15 protein-coding genes and 1 rRNA gene are annotated in these 14,358 nt (G+C 71.4%); 9 read left to right on the top strand and 7 right to left on the bottom strand.

The features are described 5' to 3' along the window. Positions 1–3 precede the first annotated feature (3 nt). Positions 4–624: a DUF47 domain-containing protein gene (locus PV410_RS37745; RefSeq protein WP_026251102.1), complete on the bottom strand. Its 621-nt coding sequence runs from the start codon at positions 622–624 to the stop codon at positions 4–6. A gap of 194 nt (positions 625–818) precedes the next feature. Between PV410_RS37745 and PV410_RS37740 the strand changes: the two genes are divergently transcribed. Beyond that, positions 819–1,193, top strand: coding sequence for a metal-sensitive transcriptional regulator (locus tag PV410_RS37740; protein WP_500330714.1), 375 nt, complete (start codon positions 819–821; stop codon positions 1,191–1,193). Here the strand turns inward: PV410_RS37740 and PV410_RS37735 are convergent. Together PV410_RS37735 and PV410_RS37730 are read right to left on the bottom strand one after the other, a co-directional pair. After that, positions 1,190–1,396: a hypothetical protein gene (locus PV410_RS37735; protein ID WP_499513101.1), complete on the bottom strand. Its 207-nt coding sequence runs from the start codon at positions 1,394–1,396 to the stop codon at positions 1,190–1,192. The two genes, PV410_RS37740 and PV410_RS37735, sit on opposite strands and share 4 nt — an antisense overlap. 71 nt (positions 1,397–1,467) lie before the next feature. Next, on the bottom strand, positions 1,468–2,322 hold the full coding sequence (locus tag PV410_RS37730) for an SCO4651 family lipoprotein (protein WP_500330712.1): 855 nt from the start codon (positions 2,320–2,322) through the stop codon (positions 1,468–1,470). 87 nt (positions 2,323–2,409) lie between these two features. On the opposite strand from PV410_RS37730, the gene PV410_RS37725 reads away from it, so the two are divergent. After that, positions 2,410–2,565, top strand: a complete 156-nt coding sequence (locus PV410_RS37725) for a hypothetical protein (protein ID WP_500330710.1) — start codon at positions 2,410–2,412, stop codon at positions 2,563–2,565. A 103-nt stretch (positions 2,566–2,668) separates the two neighbouring features. Beyond that, the gene (locus PV410_RS37720) at positions 2,669–4,228 is read left to right on the top strand and encodes an FAD-binding oxidoreductase (protein ID WP_500330708.1); all 1,560 of its coding nucleotides are present in this window, start codon (positions 2,669–2,671) and stop codon (positions 4,226–4,228) included. Between the two features lie 27 nt (positions 4,229–4,255). Here the strand turns inward: PV410_RS37720 and PV410_RS37715 are convergent, their stop codons facing one another. Both PV410_RS37715 and PV410_RS37710 read right to left on the bottom strand, forming a co-directional pair. Continuing rightward, positions 4,256–4,951 (bottom strand): phosphatase PAP2 family protein, encoded by a 696-nt coding sequence (locus PV410_RS37715; RefSeq protein WP_500330706.1) that lies wholly within the window; start codon positions 4,949–4,951, stop codon positions 4,256–4,258. 199 nt (positions 4,952–5,150) lie between these two features. Next, positions 5,151–6,089: a C40 family peptidase gene (locus PV410_RS37710; protein WP_500330705.1), complete on the bottom strand. Its 939-nt coding sequence runs from the start codon at positions 6,087–6,089 to the stop codon at positions 5,151–5,153. A gap of 391 nt (positions 6,090–6,480) precedes the next feature. Between PV410_RS37710 and PV410_RS37705 the strand changes: the two genes are divergently transcribed. The 6 genes from PV410_RS37705 to PV410_RS37680 all read left to right on the top strand — a co-directional run bounded on the left by PV410_RS37705 (position 6,481) and on the right by PV410_RS37680 (position 13,687). Then, a complete protein-coding gene (locus tag PV410_RS37705) occupies positions 6,481–6,789 on the top strand; it encodes a DUF8827 family protein (RefSeq protein WP_319140882.1) in 309 nt (102 codons plus the stop codon). Positions 6,790–6,919: 130 nt separating this feature from the next. After that, on the top strand, positions 6,920–7,741 hold the full coding sequence (locus PV410_RS37700; protein WP_500330703.1) for a DUF8175 domain-containg protein: 822 nt from the start codon (positions 6,920–6,922) through the stop codon (positions 7,739–7,741). Continuing rightward, positions 7,731–9,014 (top strand): hypothetical protein, encoded by a 1,284-nt coding sequence (locus PV410_RS37695; protein WP_500330701.1) that lies wholly within the window; start codon positions 7,731–7,733, stop codon positions 9,012–9,014. Before PV410_RS37700 ends, PV410_RS37695 begins: the two co-directional genes overlap by 11 nt. Further along, entirely contained in the window at positions 9,011–10,561 is a 1,551-nt protein-coding gene (locus tag PV410_RS37690) for an SCO6880 family protein (RefSeq protein ID WP_500330699.1), read from the top strand. The genes PV410_RS37695 and PV410_RS37690 overlap by 4 nt, the downstream gene beginning before the upstream one ends. A gap of 157 nt (positions 10,562–10,718) precedes the next feature. Then, positions 10,719–12,104 (top strand): ATP-binding protein, encoded by a 1,386-nt coding sequence (locus PV410_RS37685; RefSeq protein ID WP_500330819.1) that lies wholly within the window; start codon positions 10,719–10,721, stop codon positions 12,102–12,104. Positions 12,105–12,118: 14 nt separating this feature from the next. Then, the gene (locus PV410_RS37680; protein WP_500330697.1) at positions 12,119–13,687 is read left to right on the top strand and encodes a type IV secretory system conjugative DNA transfer family protein; all 1,569 of its coding nucleotides are present in this window, start codon (positions 12,119–12,121) and stop codon (positions 13,685–13,687) included. 8 nt (positions 13,688–13,695) lie between these two features. Here the strand turns inward: PV410_RS37680 and PV410_RS37675 are convergent, their stop codons facing one another. Both PV410_RS37675 and rrf read right to left on the bottom strand, forming a co-directional pair. After that, the gene (locus PV410_RS37675) at positions 13,696–14,205 is read right to left on the bottom strand and encodes a GNAT family N-acetyltransferase (RefSeq protein WP_500330695.1); all 510 of its coding nucleotides are present in this window, start codon (positions 14,203–14,205) and stop codon (positions 13,696–13,698) included. 68 nt (positions 14,206–14,273) lie between these two features. After that, positions 14,274–14,358, bottom strand: a 5S ribosomal RNA gene (rrf, locus tag PV410_RS37670); the annotation flags it as partial.

Below are 14,358 nucleotides of genomic sequence, written 5' to 3'. Positions count from 1 at the left end.
GGGTCAGGACTCCTTGACCGCGATGGTCTCCACGGTGTTGGCCACGTGTTCGAAGGCGTCCGCCGCCTCCTCCAGGACGTCCACGATCTGCTTGAGCTTGAGCACCTCGATGGCGTCGTACTTGCCGTTGAAGAGGTGCGCCAGCAGCTTGCGGTGGATCTGGTCCGCCTGGTTCTCCAGCCGGTTGACCTCGATCCAGTACTCGGTGAGGTTGTCCATGGTCCGCAGGTGCGGCATCGCCTCGGCGGTCAGTTCGGCCGCCCTGGCCAGCACCTCGATCTGCTGCTCGACCCCACGGGGCAGTTCCTCGACCTGGTACAGCACCACCAGGTCGACGGCCTCCTCCATGAAGTCCATGATGTCGTCGAGGGACGACGCCAGGGAGTAGATGTCCTCCCGGTCGAAGGGCGTGATGAAGGAGGAGTTCAGCTGGTGGAAGATCGCGTGCGTGGCGTCGTCCCCCGCGTGCTCCGCGGCACGCATCCGTTCCGCGATCTCCGAGCGGGTGGCCGAATCGGCCCCGAGCAGTTCCATGAGGAGCTTCGACCCTGTGACGATGTTGTCCGCGGATGCGGCGAACATGTCGTAGAAGCTCGTCTCCCTGGGGGTCAGACGAAAGCGCACGTGAAGTCCTCGGAATACATCGGTTTCGGTCGCATTGATGCTAGGCGCATCATCCGGCAACAGCTAACCGGCGTCCTACAGTGTCGCTCATCACCGCGGGTGCGCCCTAGCTGGGGTTCTGCACGCACCCTCGCACATTGGGGCGAATTCGGTACGATATACCCTGCCGGGGTATAGGGGGCAGGAGGGACATCATGACGGTCATCGAGACCGGTGGCGCCGAGGAACAGGCGCAGTCGCCGGCGGACGACGCCGGGGACGCTCCGGAGCACGGGCACGAGGCGCACCAGCACGGCTACGCCAAACAGAAGGACCAGCACCTCAAGCGGCTGCGCCGCGTCGAGGGGCAGATCCGCGGTCTGCAGCGGATGGTCGAGCAGGACGTGTACTGCATCGACATCCTCACCCAGGTGTCGGCCGGTACGAAGGCTCTGCAGTCCTTCGCCCTCCAGTTGCTGGAGGAGCACCTGCGGCACTGCGTCGCGGACGCCGCGGCGAAGGGCGGACCGGAGGCCGACGACAAGGTGGCCGAGGCCACCGCCGCCATAGCCCGGCTGCTCCGGAGCTAGCGACCGGCCCCTGCCGACCACCGGGTCCCCTGCGCGGGCACGCGGGGGCTCACGTTCAGCACCTCGTCGATGCGCTCGGAACTCAGCCGTTCCTCGGTCGTCGCCGACGCCGCGATCATCAGCTCGCAGCACAGCTCGATCTCCGCGAGGGCCACGTGGACCTGATCGTCCTGGTCCAGGAGCCACACCGCCACGTGCACCACCTCCTCCCCGCCCAGCGTAGGGACTGGTGCACGGTCCGTGCATGACACGGACGGGCCATTTCGGCAAGCCCTCAGGGGCCGGTCGCAGAAACGATCTTCCCCGTGTAGATGTCGGTCTCCCGGGGCAGCATGACCCGCACCGGCACCCCGAATCCGTACATCCCGGTCGTCGAGATCACCGTGACCTGCGCCGGCGCGCTCCGTACGCCCGCGCCCCCGCCGTTGCTGAAGGTGAACCGCTGCCGCACCTTGCGCAGCCGGCCGTCCTCGTCGAGCCAGGCGTCGAACGGGACCCGGGTCACGGTGAAGCCCTCCGCCGCGGCCGCGAGCTCCGCCCGCACCAGCGGGGAGGCGATGCGTGCGGCGTCCGCGATGTCCGTGACCCCCTGGTAGTGGCGCACCCGCACCCCGTCCAGGGTCTCCGTCCCGGTCTGCCGCACCTCCCGCGCCCCCCGCAGCAGCTCCACGGCCACCAAGGGGTCGGTCGCGCCCCCCGTGACGAGGTTGCCGTCCGGCAGCCTGGTCGTGTCGACCCGCACCCACTTGTCGGCGGGCACGCCCTCGCCCCGGTTCTTCATGTAGAGGGCGCCGGGCGTCAGCAGCTCCGTGACCGGCTCGTGCTCGGCGTCCCCGGCCGCGTCCGGCGGCAGGACCACCTGGAGGTGGCCGCGGCGCTCGGCGTAGTCGAAGGAGCCGGTGCCCCTGATGGCGATCTTCGTGCCGCCGCTGGCCATCTCCATCGACGTGACGATCTTCGAGCTGCCCGCGGCGGCCAGGGAGTCCACCGCCTGCCGCAGCGTCTCCCCCGCGTCGACCGGGACGCTGTCCACCTCGACGGCCTCACCGGCGGCCGAGCACCCCGCCACCGCCAGCGCGCACAACCCGAGACCCACGGCTGCCACAGTCGCCCGACCGAGCTGCCCCATCTCCGCCAACCCCCTGCACCCGCGCCTCGGACGTCGTCGGGCATAACGAGGGTCAGGGCACCGCGTCACGGCCGGTAGCTTTGTTCCGTGCCTCCCAGCGATCCGCCCCCGCCCGCCCACCGGGCGACCACCACCGAGAAGGGCGCCTTCTCCCGCGCGACCTGCGTCTGCGGCTGGCGGGGCCCGGCCCGCCGGGCGCGCGACCGCGCCCGGCGCGACGCCACCGACCACGAGCAGGGCTGACGACGGTCCGGCGGACGTCACATCCCCCACCCGCAACCGGTCACCTGTTCCCCACCGTCCTCACGGACGACCACACGGGGGAAGCGGAGCGGGAGGCCCCACTTTGAACCGACGAACTTTGATCCGCGGCGGCGCCGGCGTCGCCGCGGCGGGCTGGCTGGCCACGGCCTGCACCCCCGAGAGCGGCCGTCCCGCGCACGCGGGCAGCGCCGCGCCCGGCACCCCCGGCACCACCACGACGGCCGGCGGCTCCGCGTCACCCAGCGCCTCGCCGACCGCCCGCCCCGACTGGAAGGCCCTCGGCCGCACCCTGGACGGCAGCCTCGTCCTGCCCGACGACGCGGACTACGCCACCGCACGCCTGCTGTACAACACCCGCTTCGACGGGCAGCGCCCCGCCGCCGTGGCGTACGTCTCCGGCACCGAGGACATCCGCGCGTGCCTGGACTTCGCCCGCCGCACCGGCGTCCCCGTCTCGGTCCGCAACGGCGGGCACTCCTACGCCGGCTACTCCGGCGGCAAGGGCCGGCTCGTCCTCGACGTCTCGTCCATGGCCTCGGTGAGCCTGTCCGGCGGCACCGCGACCATCGGGGGCGGGGCGAAGCTCATCGACGTCTACACCAAGCTCGGCGCGAGCGGCCGCACCCTGCCGGCCGGCTCGTGCCCGACGGTCGGCATATCCGGCCTCACCCTGGGCGGCGGCCACGGGGTGCTCAGCCGCGCGTACGGGCTGACCTGCGACAGCCTCACCGGCGCCGAGATCGTCACGGCGGGCGGCCGGGTGCTGCGCTGCAGCGCCAGCGAGAACCCGGAGCTGTTCTGGGCGCTGCGGGGCGCGGGCGGCGGCCAGTTCGGCGTGGTCACCCGGCTGACGTTCGACACGCAGGCCTCCCCGCAGGTCGTCACCGGCTACCTGACCTGGCCCTGGAGCAAGGCCGCCGCCGTCCTGCGCGCCTGGCAGGAGTGGGGGCCCACCCAGCCCGACGAGATCTGGTCCGCCCTGCACCTGGACAAGTCGGGCACCGGATCCCCGCAGATCAGCATCGCCACCGTGGGCATCACCTCGCGCGACGGGCTCGCGAACGCCGTCGACCGGCTCGCCGACACCATCGGCGCCCCCGCGACCAGCGTCTCCCTGCACCCGCGCTCCTACCTCGACGCCGCCCTCGCGTACGCGGGCTGCTCGAACCTGAGCACCGCCCAGTGCCACCTGCCCGGTACCACCCCGGGTCGCAGCCCCTCCGGCCGGCTCGGCCGGGAGACCTACGCGGCCCGCTCGGACTTCTACGACCGCTCGCTCTCCGCCGCCGGCATCCAGACCCTCCTGTCCCAGGTGGAGGGGCTCCGCTCCGGCTCCGGCAGCGTCTCCCTCACCGCGCTGGGCGGCGCCGTCAACCGTGTCTCGCCCACGGCCACCGCCTTCGTGCACCGGCGCTCGCGCTTCCTGGCGCAGTACATAGAGAGCCCCGGCACCACGGGCTGGCTGACCGGGCTCCACACGGCCATGCGCCGCCACGCCTCCGGCGCCGCCTACCAGAACTACACCGACGCCACGCTGACCGACTGGCGCACCGCCTACTACGGCTCGGCCGCCGACAAGCTGACCCGCCTGAAGACCCGCTACGACCCCTCGCGGCTGTTCAGCTTCCAGCAGGCCCTGTAACGAGGCCCCGTCCGCCGGCGGCGGCCGTCAGGCGGCCAGGTCCCTGTCGACCGCCGACGGCTCCGGGTAGGGCTCGCCCCGGCGGGCCCCCGGCGACCGGCCGGGCGAGGCCTGCACGAGCACGCCGATGCGGGACCCCGCAACGGCCTTCGTCAGCGGTGTCAGCAGGGCCAGCGCCGCCGGGGCCAACAGCAGCGCGACGGCCGTGCCGAGGGCGAAGCCGCCCAGGACGTCGGTGGGGTAGTGCACGCCCATGTAGACGCGGCAGAAGCCCTCGGCCAGCGCGACGGCGATGGCCGCCAGGCCCCACTTGCGGCTGACCATGAACAGCCCCATCGCGACGGCCATCGTCAAGGTGGCGTGGTCGCTGACGAAGGAGAAGTCGGTCTTCCCCTTCACCAGGACGTCGATGCCCTCGTGGTCCACGAAGGGCCGGGGCCGGTCCACGAAGTTCCGCAGCGGGATGTTGAGCGCCAGCGCGATCGACGCCGCCAGCCCGGCCCAGATCACACCCGCCACGGCCGTCGGCGCCTCGGTGCCGCTGCGGCGCGCCACGCGCCACCAGCACCAGCCGACGATCAGCACCATGAGCAGGATCAGGCCGTACTCGCCGACGGCCTCCATCACACGGTCGAACCAGCGCGGGGCGTCCTTCGCGAGCCCGTTGATGTCGCGGAGCAGACTGACGTCGGGGTTCGAGCCGTCCAGTGAGAGCTCTGCCACCGGTGTCCCTCACTCTCTTCCGCCGCACCCCCGTGCACGTCCGTGTGGGAGTTGATTCTCCCCCGTCCAACGGACGGCACGGTACGTCGCGTTCCGGTCTCCACCGGATGATCACCAAGGTGTTATCGAAGGGAGACACGTTCCCGCATGCCGGGGCCGGGTGTTCACCCACGGCGACGCCGCGGCGGGCGCGCGACGGTCACACCGCCGCCGCACCTGCCGCCGTCACGCGCGTCGCCCCGATGTAGTCCGGGGTGTCGATCTTGTCGAAGCGGATCACCGCGCCCGTGTAGGGAGCGTTGATCATGTAGCCGCCGCCGACGTAGATCCCCACGTGGTGGATGGACCGCGGGTCGGTCAGGTCGTACGCGAAGAAGACCAGGTCGCCCGGGAGCAGCTCGTCCCGCTTCGGGTGCGGTCCGGCGTTCCACTGGTCGTTGGCCACGCGCGGCAGCTCGATCCCCACCGAGTGGTACGCCGCCTTCGTCAGGCCCGAGCAGTCGAACCTGCCGCCCTGCTCCGGCGTGCCGTTGCCGCCCCACAGGTACTTCGTCCCCAGCTTCTGCTGGGCGTAGTAGATCGCGCCCGCCGACTGTCGCGACGGCCCCACCGGGCCCACGGGCGCCGCGAAGCTCTTCTGCAGGGTCGTGATGATCCGGACGTAGTTCTGCGTCTCCCGGATCCGCGGCACCCCGCCGGCCTGGATGACGCGGTACGCACCCGCGTTGTACGCGGCGAGCATGTTCTCCGTCGGGTCCCCCGGCACGTCCTTGACGTAGCCCGCCAGCTCGCAGTCGTACGAGGCTGCCGAGGGGATGGCGTCCGCCGGGTCCCACACGTCGCGGTCCCCGTCACCGTCCCCGTCCACGCCGTGCGTCGCCCACGTCCCGGGGATGAACTGCGCTATCCCCTGCGCCTGCGCCGCGCTCTGCGCCTTCGGGTTCCAGCCGCTCTCCTGGTAGAGCTGTGCCGCCAGCAGCGCCGGGTTGATGGCCCCGCAGAGGTTCCCCCACTTCTGCACCAGGCCCTGGTACGCCGCCGGCACCGCCCCCGTGGCGAGCGTCACCGCCCCGCCCCCGCCCGTCAGCTTCGCCGCCACCAGGTACGTACCGACCACGAGCAGCATGACGAACGACATGAAGAGGCCACCCACGACCCCCGACACCAGCCAGGCCTTCCGCGCGGTCCGTGAAGCCGCCGTCACCCGCCCCACCCCTTCGTCACATCACCCTGCCCGGCACGGAAGGTGACGGTGCGCCAGGCCCTGGGGAGCATCCCCACCCGCAGCGCCGCCAATCGTTGCCCTCCGCTCACCACCGTGATACACAGAGTAGTCAACAAAGTCCCATCGAACACCGGATCGCACGCCAGTGTGTCCAGTCTGGCGGTTGCGGCCCGGATCACACCGGGGAATCGGCTGAGAAAGTCGCCGAGTCGACATACGACGGCGGCATCCTCCGCCAAGATAGACCTTGGCTCCTTGCGCCCCGTCGAGGACGCCAACTGATCTAGCGTGGTGGTGAGTTCTCATGTTCCTGGCGGCCGACAAGGGCGACATCAACACCATCATCGGTGGTATCGCCCCGGACTGGGGGCCTTTCGGTTCCCTGGGGAACGAAGCACGCGTCATGATCGAGGTGGTCATGGCAGTGGCGATCCTGCTCTGCCTGGCCATCGCGATCTGGGGCGCGGCGAAACAGCGCATCGGAGCCACGGCGCTCCGCGACACCTTCAGTGCGGAGCAGGGCAAGGGACTGATCATCGCCGGCCTGACCGGCGTGTTCATCATCGGCTCCCTCGGCACGCTCTTCACCATCGTCTACGGGATGGCGGTCTAGCGACCACGCGTCGGACTCCGCCCCATCCCCTGCGCACTGTCCCCGAGGGGCCCGTCCCGGCCCCGCACCCCACCCGAGGCTGTCTGCTGATGCCCACTCACCCGATGACCCCCGAGGGGGCGAGCCCCCGATGAGCCTCGGCCAGGACGGCCCCCCGACCCGTACCCGTCTCCCCGAGCCCCCGCCCGGCACCGGCGGCCCCTCCCGCCGCCCGCAGCGCTCCAGCCGCAGCCTCGTCACGGTCGTCGGCGTCGTCGTGCTCCTCATCGCCGCCATCGCCTTCGCCAACCGCGGCGGCGGCTCCCCCTCCGACTCCCCCGGCGGCGGCAGCCAGAGCGGCGGCTCCTCCAACGGCGCCCGTTCCCAGCCCACATCCCCCACCGGCACGAAGCCGGTCAACGGCAAGGACGCGGGCATCCCCACGGGTTACGCCCGCACCGACCAGGGCGCAGAATCCGCGGGGGCCAACTACGCGGTGGCCCTGGTGTCCGCCGACATCCTCAATCCGGACCGGCGGCACCAGATCGTGCAGCGGCTCTTCACCGACGGCACCGTGGACGAGCTGCAGGCCAAGCTCGACAACGCGTACTCGACGGACTTCCTCGCCAAGCTCGGCCTCGACGAGGACGGCAACGCTCCGGAGGGCATGACCTACGTCTCGCGGACCGTCCCCGTGGGCACCACGACCACCGATTTCCGCAGCGACGCCGCGACGGTGGAGGTCTGGTGCACCGGGGTGTTCGGGACCGCGGGCGAGGGTTCCACGAACCCGGTCGTCAACGACTGGTTCACGATGACGCTCAAGCTGCGCTGGGCGGACAATGACTGGAAGGTCGAGAGCTTCTCGCAGAAGGACGGCCCCGCGCCGGTCAACAGCGACCGAACCGCATCGACCGCCGACGAGATCGCCAACGCCGTGAAGCAGTACGGGGGTTTCACCTATGCCCGGTAGCCAGCGCCGTGCCACCACGATCGGCGCCGCCCTGGTCACCCTGCAGACGGCGGGGGTGCTCCTCTCAGCGCGGGCCTTCGCGGCACCGTCCCCGACGCCCTCCCCATCGGGCGGCAGGGACGAGTGCGAACTCATCGTCGGCCCCGCCCGCGACTACTGCGAGAGCGGCAACGGCTCCGGCCACACCCCCTCCGTGGCGGACCCCCTCGACCCCCTGGACTCGCTCGCGCGCGGCTGCGCCGACGCCGCCGCCTGGGTCATCGACGGCCTCTCCAAGGCCGTCAACAGGACCGCGGCCGTGGACTTCACCAACAAGGCGTTCCTCACCCAGTACGCCGTCGTCTTCGCCGCCTCCACCTTCCTCACGCTCCTCCTGTGGCTGCTGGCCGTCGCCAAGCGCGCCGTGCGCGGGGTGCCCCTCACCGAGGCGCTGACCGAGGCGGTCGGCTTCCTCTGGCTCACCGTGATCGCCTCCGCCTTCACGCCGCTGATCCTCTACACCGTCGTGTCGGCCACCGACGGCATCACGGAGGTCATCGCCTCGGGCACCTCCGCCGGCACCGACACGTTCTTCGGCTCGTTCCAGGACGCGTTGACCAAGGACTCCGACATCGGCGGCGGCCCGATCATGCTGATCGTGGTCTCCCTGGTGTCCGTGCTCGCCGCCGGCGTCCTGTGGCTCGAACTCGTCATCCGTGCCGCCCTGCTGTACGTCGGCGCGCTGCTCGGCACCGCCGTGTACTCGGGCCTGGTCGACAAGAACATGTGGCACCACGTGCGCCGTTGGGCCGGGATCATGATCGCGGTGATCCTCGTCAAACCGGTGATCGTGGTCGTGCTGGGCCTCGCGGGCGCGCTCAGCGGCTCCGACGGGCCCACCGCGTTCGGCGCCGTCGTATCGGGTCTGGCCATCATCCTGCTGGCCATCTTCGCCAGCGCGATGATCTACCGCTTCGTCCCCGGCTTCGGCGACGACGTGGCCAGCCTCCGCAGCAACCGCAAGGCGAGCGCCGAGTCCCAGGCCGCCGCCGTCATCTCCTCCCCGGCCGCGCTGGTGAAGCAGGGCATCAAGACGCACAGCACCCGCGGCGGCCCCCAGGAGCAGGCCTCGGGCGGCGGCGCACAGCCCACGAACGCCGTGCCCAGCGGCATCGCCGCGCACAGCAGCCGCAACGGCACCGCGCCGGCGCCGGCCCCCGCGCCGCGCACGAACCCTGACCGCGGCAACGGCGGCGGAACCACCAGCAAGACAGCAGGAGGCGAAAGCCGGTGACGTCCCAGCCCTACGCCGCACCGCAGCAGCGCCGGACGTACCTGATCGGCAAGGCACGTCCCAACGCCATCGTCGGCAAGAACCGCGAGACCGGTGAGATCGCCCTGATCATCGTCGGCGCGTTCCTCGGCATGATGAGCGGCCTTCTGATCCCCGTGCTGCCGCTGCGCATCCTCGGCCTGACGGGCTGGCCGCTGCTCGCCTTCGCCGCCGTCTACATGCCCTACCGGCGCCGCACCTTCTACCGCTGGTTCGAGATCAACCGCAGCTACCGCCGCACACTGCGGTCGGCCGCGACGTACCGCTCCACCGCCGCCGAGTCCGGCACCCGGCTCGACGGCCGCGAGGTGGAGATCGGACCGCCCCCCGGCATCGGCCGCATCACCTGGCTGTCGGCACCTTTCGGCCCGGACGAGATCGCCGTGCTGCTGCACGTCGACCGGCGCACCGTGACCGCCGCCATCGAGATCGAGGGCCCCGGCGTCGGCCTGCGCGACAGCGAGGACCAGGAGGCCCTGGTCGAACGCTTCGGCACCCTGCTGAAGCACGTGGCCAACGGCGACGGCTTCGTCACCCGGCTGCAGATGCTCGCCCGCACCCTCCCCGCCGACCCCGACGCCCACGCCAAGGACGTCGCCCAGCGCGGCAACGACCGGGCCGAGCAGTGGCTCAAGGACTCCTACGACCAGCTGCAGTCGATGGTGTCGACCTCGTCCGAGCAGCACCGCGCCTACCTCGTCGCGTGCATGCACTACAGCCGCGAGCTCGCCGCCGAGGGCAACGCCATCGCCCGCGCCGCGGGCGGCGCCCGCAAGTCCCTCGACAAGGACGCCGGCATCGCCGCCGTCATGGCCCGCGAACTCACCGACATCTGCGCCCGCCTCACCGAAGCCGACATCCGGGTCCGGCAACCGCTCGGCCAGGCGCGGCTGGCGTCGCTCATCCACTCCATGTACGACCCGGACCACCCGATCGACCACATCCAGGCGATGACCCGGCGCAACGCCTGGCCCGCAGAACTGGACGCCACCGAGCCGACCTTCCTCCAGGCCAAGACCCGCGAGTCGGCCACCCGCGCCCCCTGGTGCCACTCCACGGCCTGGATCAAGGAGTGGCCGCTGACCCCCGTCGGCGTCAACTTCCTCGCCCCGCTGCTGGTCCACACCCCGGACGTGATCCGCACCGTCGCCGTCTGCATGGACCTCGAACCGACCGACGTCGCCATCGAGCGCATGCTCACCGAGAAGACCAACGACGACGCCGAGGCCAGCCGCGCCGCCAAGATGAACCGCGTCGTCGACCCCCGCGACCTCGCCCACCACACCCGCATCGACCAGCGCGGCGAGGACCTCGCCTCCGGAGCCGCGGGCGTCAACCTGGTCGGCTACATCACGGTCTCCTCCCGCTCCCCGGAGGCCCTGGCGCGCGACAAGCGCACGATCCGCGCCTCCGCGGGCAAGTCGTACCTCAAGCTGGAGTGGTGCGACCGCGAACACCACCGGGCGTTCGTCAACACGCTTCCGTTCGCGACCGGCATCCGCCGCTGAGGGGCCGGGAGGTAGCACCATGCGCCTGTGCGCACTTGACGCACCGTCTCCAGGGACGGCGCTAATGGGAAGGACGACAGGGACAACGATGCCACGCCGGAGCCTGCGCCCCAGGCGCGACGACCGCTGACGCCGAGGAGGCTCTCCACCCATGGCCATGCTGGACCCCCTCGCAGCGATCACCGACGCCTTCACCAGCTTCCTCTTCGGCAAGGTGGAGTCCACCCGGCTCCCCGTCCGCACCTCCACGGGCCAGGCCCAGGCCGTCTACATGCCGACCGCCGCACCCGGCCTCGGCGACTCCGGCGTGATCATCGGCCGCGAGGTCTACTCCGGCAAGGGCTACATCTACGACCCGTTCCAGCTGTACGGGCAGCAACTCCCCGCCCCCCACTGGCTGGTCCTCGGCGAGTCCGGCAACGGAAAGTCCGCCCTGGAGAAGACGTACGTCCTGCGGCAACTGCGCTTCCGCGACCGCCAGGTCGTCGTCCTGGACGCGCAGGGCGAGGACGGCGTCGGCGAGTGGAACCTCATCGCCAAGGCCCTCGGAATAACGCCCATCCGCCTCGACCCGATGGCGGCCCTCGACGGGGGCATCAAGCTCAACCCGCTCGACCCGGCGATCACCACCACGGGCCAGCTCGCCCTGCTCCGCACGATCATCGAGGTCGCGATGGGCCGCGGCCTGGACGAGCGTTCCGGCTTCGCGCTGAAGGTCGCCCACGCGTACGTCCACGACACGGTCACCGACCGCCAGCCGATCCTCACCGACATCGTGGACCGGCTGCGGCACCCCATGGCCGACTCGGCCGAGTCGATGAACGTCGACCTGGAGGACGTCCGCGCCTGGGGCCTGGACGTGGCCCTCGTCCTCGACCGGCTCGTCGACGGCGACCTGCGGGGCATGTTCGACGGCCCGACGACCGCCGGCATCGACCTCGACGCCCCGCTCATCGTCTTCGACCTGTCCCACATCGACCGCAACTCCATCGCCATGCCGATCCTCATGGCGATCGTCGGCGTCTGGCTGGAGCACACCTGGATCCGCCCCGACCGGAAGAAACGCATCTTCCTGGTCGAGGAGGCCTGGCACATCATCAACAGCCCGTTCGTCGCGCAGCTCTTCCAGCGACTGCTGAAGTTCGGCCGCCGTCTCGGCCTGTCCTTCGTCGCCGTCGTCCACCACCTGTCCGACGTGGTGGACGGCGCCGCCGCCAAGGAGGCCGCGGCGATCCTCAAGATGGCCTCCACGCGCACCATCTACGCCCAGAAGGCCGACGAGGCGCGCGCGACCGGCCGGGTGCTGGGCCTGCCCCGGTGGGCGGTGGAGATCATCCCCACCCTCACCCCCGGCATCGCCGTCTGGGACGTCAACGGCAACGTGCAGGTCGTCAAGCACCTCATCACGGAGACCGAACGGCCGCTGGTCTACACCGACCGCGCCATGACCGAGGCCTCGGCCGACGAGGACGACAGGGCGGACGGGATCGACGAGCCCCGGGTCTCCCTCGACAAGCAGCTGGCCGACGACGCGGTGGCCTGAACGGGGACCTGACCATGGCGAGAGCGCAGCACCACGGACAGGAGCGCGAGGGCGGCATCCCGGACGGGCTGATCCTCGGCGTCATGGGCTTCCTGCTCGGCATGACCGTCCTGGTGTGGACGGGCACGGGGATAGCCGGCCTCGTCTCCCACGGGGCGTGGCCGGCCGAGGTCCACTTCACGCGCACGCCCGTGGCCATGCGCCACCTCATCGCCGACCCCCACGACATCGCCGGGGCCTGGCGGCCCGCCCCGACGGCGGGGCTGCCCGGCTCCGGGCTGTTCTGGGGCGTGTTCATCGGGCAGTTGATGGTGCTCTTCGTCCTCACGGTCTTCGTGATGGGCGTCGTCGCCCGCACCCGGCTGCGCCGCGCGGCACGCCGTACGGCCGTCCAGAAGGCCGCGGAGGCTGCCGTGGAGCCGGGGAGCCCCATCCGGACCCGCCAGGCCGCGCAGCGGCCCGTGGAGGCCCCTGAGCCGGCCGCCCCCGAGCCTGAACCCGTACCGGTGGGGCCTGCCACCGGCGTCCCCGCCGCCGGCCCCGCGGCTCCGTCGGTGACCATCGACCGCGAACTCACCCGCACCTACGCCGCCTTCGCCGCCCTCCGCAGCGACAAGGGCAAGCGCCTCGTCCAGCCGTCCGTCCTCAACGCGGCGGGCCCGGTCCTCGTCACCACCGCCGACCCGGACACCTTTCACCAGACCGTCGGCAACCGCGCCAAGCTCGGCCCGGTCCACGTCTACGACCCGGCCCACCTGGTCGACACCCCGGCCCGGCTCCGCTGGGCCCCGCACTCGGGCTGCGAGGACGTCCCCACGGCCGTCACCCGCGCGCGTGCCCTGCTCTTCCCGGTACGGCCGCGCGCCGCGGTCGACGCCGCGATGTTCGACGCCGCCGAGACCCTCCTGCGCTGCTGGCTGCACGCCGCCGCCGTCGACGGCCAGCCCTTCCGCCAGGTGCACCGCTGGGCCGGCGGCACCTCCGGCCAGGACGCCGTCCGCATCCTGCGCACGCACTCCAAGGCCGCCTCCGGCTGGAGCGGGGAGCTCGAGTCCGTCCTCCACGCCCACACCCACCGCCGCGACGCCGCCCAGGCCCTCGTCCACCGCGCCCTGGAGTCCCTCAACTCCGTCCACATCCGGGACGCCTGCAATCCGGGACGCGCCGACGGCCTCGAGCTGGAGTCATTCCTCAAGGATCTGGGCACGCTCTATGTGGTGGGCGAACCCAACGAGGATCCGCGAACCCACCCGGGTGCGATGCCGTTGCTCACCGCACTCGTCTCCAGCGTGGTCGAGCACGGCCGGCGCATGGCCGCAGGGTCATCCTCCGGTCGGCTCGACCCACCAATGACCCTCGTGCTGGACGACATCGCCGCCCTCGCGCCGATCCCGGAGCTCCCCGACCTCCTGGCCACCGGCACCTCGGCGGGCTTGCCCACCCTGGCCGTGCTCCGCTCCCCCGAACAGGCCCGCGACCACTGGCGAGGGCCGTTGTGGCAGCGCGCCGACACCCGCCTCGTCCTCGGCACCCAGCCCCCCGCGCTCCTCGAAGAGGTCCCGGACGCGGTGCGGTTGCCCTAGCGCGCTCCCTAAGGGCGCTCCAGCTCCATCTCGTACTCGGTCTGCGACTCGTCCAGCGGGAACGCCATCGTCCTCCCCGTCCTGACGAAGCCGAGCCGCTTGTAGAAGGCCTGCGCCCGGTGGTTGTCCTCGTGCACCCACAGCCGCACGCGCCGCACCTGCTCCGGCAGCTGCCACGACCACTCGATCGCCGCACCCAGCAATTCCGCGGCCAACGCCCCGCCCCGGAACTCCGGCCGTACGTAGACGCCGACCAGATGCGTCTGGGGCACGGCGAACTCCTCGCCCGTCTCCACGAGTACGGCCACGTTCGCGACGCGTTCGCCGGCCTCGTCCTCCGCGATGAACGCCTGCGTCCGTCCCCGCTGCTGCCACACCTCGTCGGTGAACGCGGCCTCGGTGTCGTGCGTGTTGACGAAGGCCACGCTGCTGGCGGGGTCCTTGAGCGCCTCCAGCCGCAGGGCCCGCTGGGCACGCCACTCGTCGGGCCGGGATGCACGTATCGTGTAGCTCGTCATACCGCGATCGTACGCAAAAAAGCCCCGGCCCCCGAGTGATTAAACTCGGGGGCCGGGGCTCAAAATTTGTTCGGCGGCGTCCTACTCTCCCACAGGGTCCCCCCTGCAGTACCATCGGCGCTGAAAGGCTTAGCTTCCGGGTTCGGAATGTAA

The sequence above is a fragment of the Streptomyces sp. PA03-5A genome (assembly GCF_033792725.1).
GTDB lineage: Bacteria > Actinomycetota > Actinomycetes > Streptomycetales > Streptomycetaceae > Actinacidiphila.
The sequence above is the reverse complement of the archived record's forward strand: the minus strand, read 5'-3'. Positions and strand labels throughout refer to the sequence as shown.